The 3,779-nt window shown below is 73.9% G+C and carries 5 protein-coding genes; 3 read left to right on the top strand and 2 right to left on the bottom strand.

What is annotated here, in order from left to right; genetic code table 11:
• Together MR1_RS14780 and MR1_RS19505 are read right to left on the bottom strand one after the other, a co-directional pair.
• Positions 1 to 489 (bottom strand): alanine racemase (locus tag MR1_RS14780; RefSeq protein ID WP_169797701.1); only part of this gene is annotated, 489 nt, incomplete at its 3' end.
• Positions 486 to 1,199 carry a M15 family metallopeptidase gene (locus MR1_RS19505; RefSeq protein ID WP_084344749.1) on the bottom strand — a complete coding sequence of 238 codons (714 nt, stop codon included), beginning with the start codon at positions 1,197 to 1,199 and terminating at the stop codon, positions 486 to 488. The genes MR1_RS19505 and MR1_RS14780, both read right to left, overlap by 4 nt.
• A 160-nt stretch (positions 1,200 to 1,359) precedes the next feature.
• Between MR1_RS19505 and MR1_RS14770 the strand changes: the two genes are divergently transcribed.
• From MR1_RS14770 to MR1_RS14760, 3 genes are all read left to right on the top strand, one after another.
• The gene (locus MR1_RS14770) at positions 1,360 to 1,812 is read left to right on the top strand and encodes an acyl-CoA thioesterase (protein ID WP_233460148.1); all 453 of its coding nucleotides are present in this window, start codon (positions 1,360 to 1,362) and stop codon (positions 1,810 to 1,812) included.
• A 73-nt stretch (positions 1,813 to 1,885) separates the two neighbouring features.
• On the top strand, positions 1,886 to 2,563 hold the full coding sequence (locus tag MR1_RS14765) for a response regulator transcription factor (protein WP_067248481.1): 678 nt from the start codon (positions 1,886 to 1,888) through the stop codon (positions 2,561 to 2,563).
• A complete protein-coding gene (locus MR1_RS14760; protein ID WP_067248477.1) occupies positions 2,556 to 3,758 on the top strand; it encodes a sensor histidine kinase in 1,203 nt (400 codons plus the stop codon). Before MR1_RS14765 ends, MR1_RS14760 begins: the two co-directional genes overlap by 8 nt.
• Positions 3,759 to 3,779 lie beyond the last annotated feature (21 nt).

Genomic DNA, 3,779 nt, shown 5'->3' with positions numbered 1-3,779 from the left:
CAGCGGCCCGCGCCGCCGCTGCCTCAGCCGCGCGGCGGCCGCAGCGACCTCGGCGAGCTCCTCGGAGGATGCGACCGCCAGGTCGATCCGGGAGCCCGCCGCGGCCTCCACGTCGATCCCCGCCGGGTGGAGCCACGCGAGCACCGGCGCACCGATCCCGGCGGCCCGGAGCGCCGTCCCCTCCGCGACATCCGTCACGCCGAGCCACGTCGCGCCCGCCGCGAGCGCGGCGCGCGCGACCGGCACCATGCCGTGCCCGAACCCGTCGGCCTTGACGACCGCCATGATCTCGGCGCCCGTGCCCGCCGCGGAGATCCGCCGGGCGATGGTCCGCACGTTCGCCGCGACGGCGCCGACATCGACCCGCAGCGTCGGGCCGGGGCTGCGTGTGGACGTCGGCGCATCGGTCGCGCTCTCGACGCGGATCCCTGTGCCTGCGGCCGACACCGCCAGGGATGCCCGCAGAGGGGCCGCGCTCCCCGCCCTCATCGCTGCATCCTCGGGTCCTCGGCGGCGTCCGCGTACATCTGCGGACAGCCCTGGTCCACGGCCTCCGGGAACAGCTCGAAGTGCCACGTCTCGTTCTCGTAGGTGCGGCACAGCCCGAACGCGTCGCCCTTCCGGTCGAGCCAGTCGGAGGAGTCGAACGGGCCGATGTCGACGGCCTGCCCCTTCACGTGCAGCGAGGTCTCGGGAGTGCCCACCCAGCGCCCCGCCTCCTCGGCCGAGCCGTACTGCTGCACGGCTCGCTCCAGCAGCCACGACTGGTACCGCGGCGACCGCCACCCGCTCGCGACCCGGAGCTCCACGCCGTCGTCCGAGGCCGCCGCGGCGGCCGCCAGCAGCGCCTCGCGCAGTGCGGGGTCCAGCCCGGACACCGCCGGCGCGCCGTCGTACAGGGAGATCGTCTCCCCGTCCGCGATGTAGCCGTCGGACGCATCCGGCATCCCCCCGTCCGCCTGGCCGTCCGCCTCCGCACCCGCCGGCACCGTGCCCGCCGACCCCGTGCCCGCCGACGGGCCCTGGACGAGGGCGTTCGCGGATCCGGCCTGCTGCACCGCGGTGACGGCGAGGACTCCGGCCGCGGCGATCGCCGCGACGCCCACCACGACGGCCAGCGCACGTCGCTGTCGGACCGCCCGGGAAGGGCCGCGGCGGACGACCGCGGCCGGCGGGCGGTGTTCGGTGATCGTGTTCATGGGCACCAGCCCATCGCGACGCCTGTTGCCCCGCCGTATGCGATTTTCGATACACCCGCGATATGCGCCGGGACCGCATCGACAGGGGCGGACCGCGCCTGCTCGCGCACTGACATCCCCCCGAAACGTCCGCGAAACGTCCTCTCCCTAGCCTGACGGCATGAGCGATCTCGCATGGACCGACGGGGCGATGAACTTCCACACCCGCAAGTGGGTCAAGCCGGAGGACCTCAACGCGAACGGCTCCCTGTTCGGCGGCAGCCTGCTGCGCTGGATCGACGAGGAGGCGGCGATCTACGCGATCGTCCAGCTCGGCAACCACCGCGCGGTGACCAAGCACATCTCGGCGATCACGTTCCGCGCCTCCGCGCTCCAGGGCGATCTCATCGAGATGGGGCTGATCGCGACCCGGTTCGGACGGACGTCGCTGACCATGCGCGCGATCGTCCGGAACATGATCACGCGGAAGACGATCCTCTCGATCGACGAGATCGTCTTCGTGAGCCTCGACGAGAACGGCGTCCCGACGCCGCACGGCTACACGGACATCACCTACCGCCGTGACCGGATGCCCCGCACGCACCCCGAGACGGGCACTGTGCGTCTGCCGTAGCGCGGCGCGGCCCGCGGGCGAGGACGCGATTTTCGATACGCCCGCGATATGCGCCGGTGAATAGGCTTCCCCCATGCGCGTGCTGATCGTGGAGGACGAACCGGATCTCGCCGGCGCCGTCCGCGACGGCCTGCGGCTCGAGGCCATCGCCTCCGACGTCGCCGGCGACGGGGACTCGGCACTGGAGCTGCTCGGGCTGAACGCGTACGACGTGGCGGTGCTCGACCGCGACATCCCCGGCCCCTCCGGCGACGAGGTCGCGCAGGCCATCGTCGAGAGCGGCGCGGGCACGCCGATCCTCATGCTCACCGCCGCCGACCGCCTCGACGACAAGGCCACCGGGTTCGAGATCGGCGCCGACGACTACCTGACCAAGCCGTTCGAGATGCGCGAGCTCGTGCTGCGGATCCGTGCCCTCGCCCGCCGTGCGCCCCGGTCCGCGCCGCCCGTGCGCGAGCTCGCCGGGCTGCGGCTCGACGCCTTCCGGCGCGAGGTGTACCGCGACGGGCGCTACGTCGCCCTCACCCGCAAGCAGTTCGCCGTCCTGGAGGTCCTGATGGACGCCGGCGGCGGGGTGATCAGCGCCGAGGAGCTGCTCGAGCGCGCCTGGGACGAGAACGCCGACCCGTTCACGAACGCCGTCCGGATCACCGTCTCGGCGCTGCGCAAGCGCCTGGGCGAGCCCTGGCTGATCCGGACCGTGCCGGGCGTGGGGTACCGGATCGCCGAGGGGGAGGACGCGGATGAGTGACGCCCGCCCGCCCGAGCACGGCGCGGCGGCGCGTCGCGAGGCTGCGGCGCCGCGTCGCGAAGGACTGTCGGTGCGGCTGAAGCTGACGCTGAGCTACGCGCTGCTCGTGATCGGCGCGGGCACGGTCCTGCTCGCCGTCGTGGCGCTGTACGTGTTCCGCTACATCCCCGAGGGCAATATCTACGTCCAGGAGGACTCCGGCGGCCTCACCTGGACGGCCGGGCGCACCGACATCATCCGCGCCTTCGTCCCGCGCCTCACCCTGGCCTTCATCGTCCTGATCCTGATCGGCCTCGTCGGCGGGTGGTTCCTCGCGGGACGGATGCTGCGCCCGCTCACCCGGATCGGGGAGGCGGCCCGCCTGGCCGCGCAGGGGTCGCTCGACCACCGGATCCGGATGAGCGGGGCCGGGGACGAGTTCCGCCGGCTCGCCGACGTGTTCGACACGATGCTCGACCGGATCCAGTCCGACGTCGAGCGCGAACGCCGCTTCGCCGCCAACGCCTCGCACGAGCTGCGCACCCCGCTGTCCATCTCCCGCGCCCTGATCGAGGTCGCCGAGGAGGACCCGGACCGGGACGTGCCGCAGCTGCTCGCCCGGCTGCACGCCGCGAACGAGCGCGCGATCGCGCTGACCGAGGCCCTGCTGCTGCTCGCGCGGATCGAGGCGCGCCCGCCCGCCCCGGCGGACGTCGACCTGTCCCTCGCCGCCGAGGAGGCCGTCGAGATCCTGCACCCCCTCGCCGACCGTCGCGGCGTGCTTCTCGAGATCAGCGCGGACCCCGCGACGGTGCGCGGCGACGCGGCCCTGCTGAACCAGCTCGCACTGAACCTCGTGCAGAACGCCGTGGTGCACAACGTCCCGGGCGGCACCGCGTGGGTGCGCACGCGAGTGGACGGCGGCGTCGGCGCGCTGATCGTCGAGAACACCGGCGCGGTGCTGGATCCGGCCGTGGTCGCGGTCCTCGCGGAGCCGTTCCAGCGCGGCGCGCAGCGCACGCACGGCGACGACGCGGGGGGCGCGTCCGGAGCGGAAGCGGGTGAGTCGAGCGCGACGGGGTCCAGCGGGACGGGGCTCGGCCTCGCGATCGCCTCGTCGATCGTCGACGCGCTCGGCGGGTCGCTGCACCTTCGCGCGCGCCCGGAGGGCGGGCTGCTCGTGCGCGCCGCGTTCCCCCTCGCCGCGCCCCGCTGACCCCCGGGTCACCGCGTTTCG

The sequence above is a fragment of the Microbacterium resistens NBRC 103078 genome, assembly GCF_001552355.1.
Classification (GTDB): Bacteria; Actinomycetota; Actinomycetes; order Actinomycetales; family Microbacteriaceae; genus Microbacterium; species Microbacterium resistens.
Note: the sequence above shows the minus strand (reverse complement) of the source record. Positions and strands in the feature narration are given on the sequence as shown.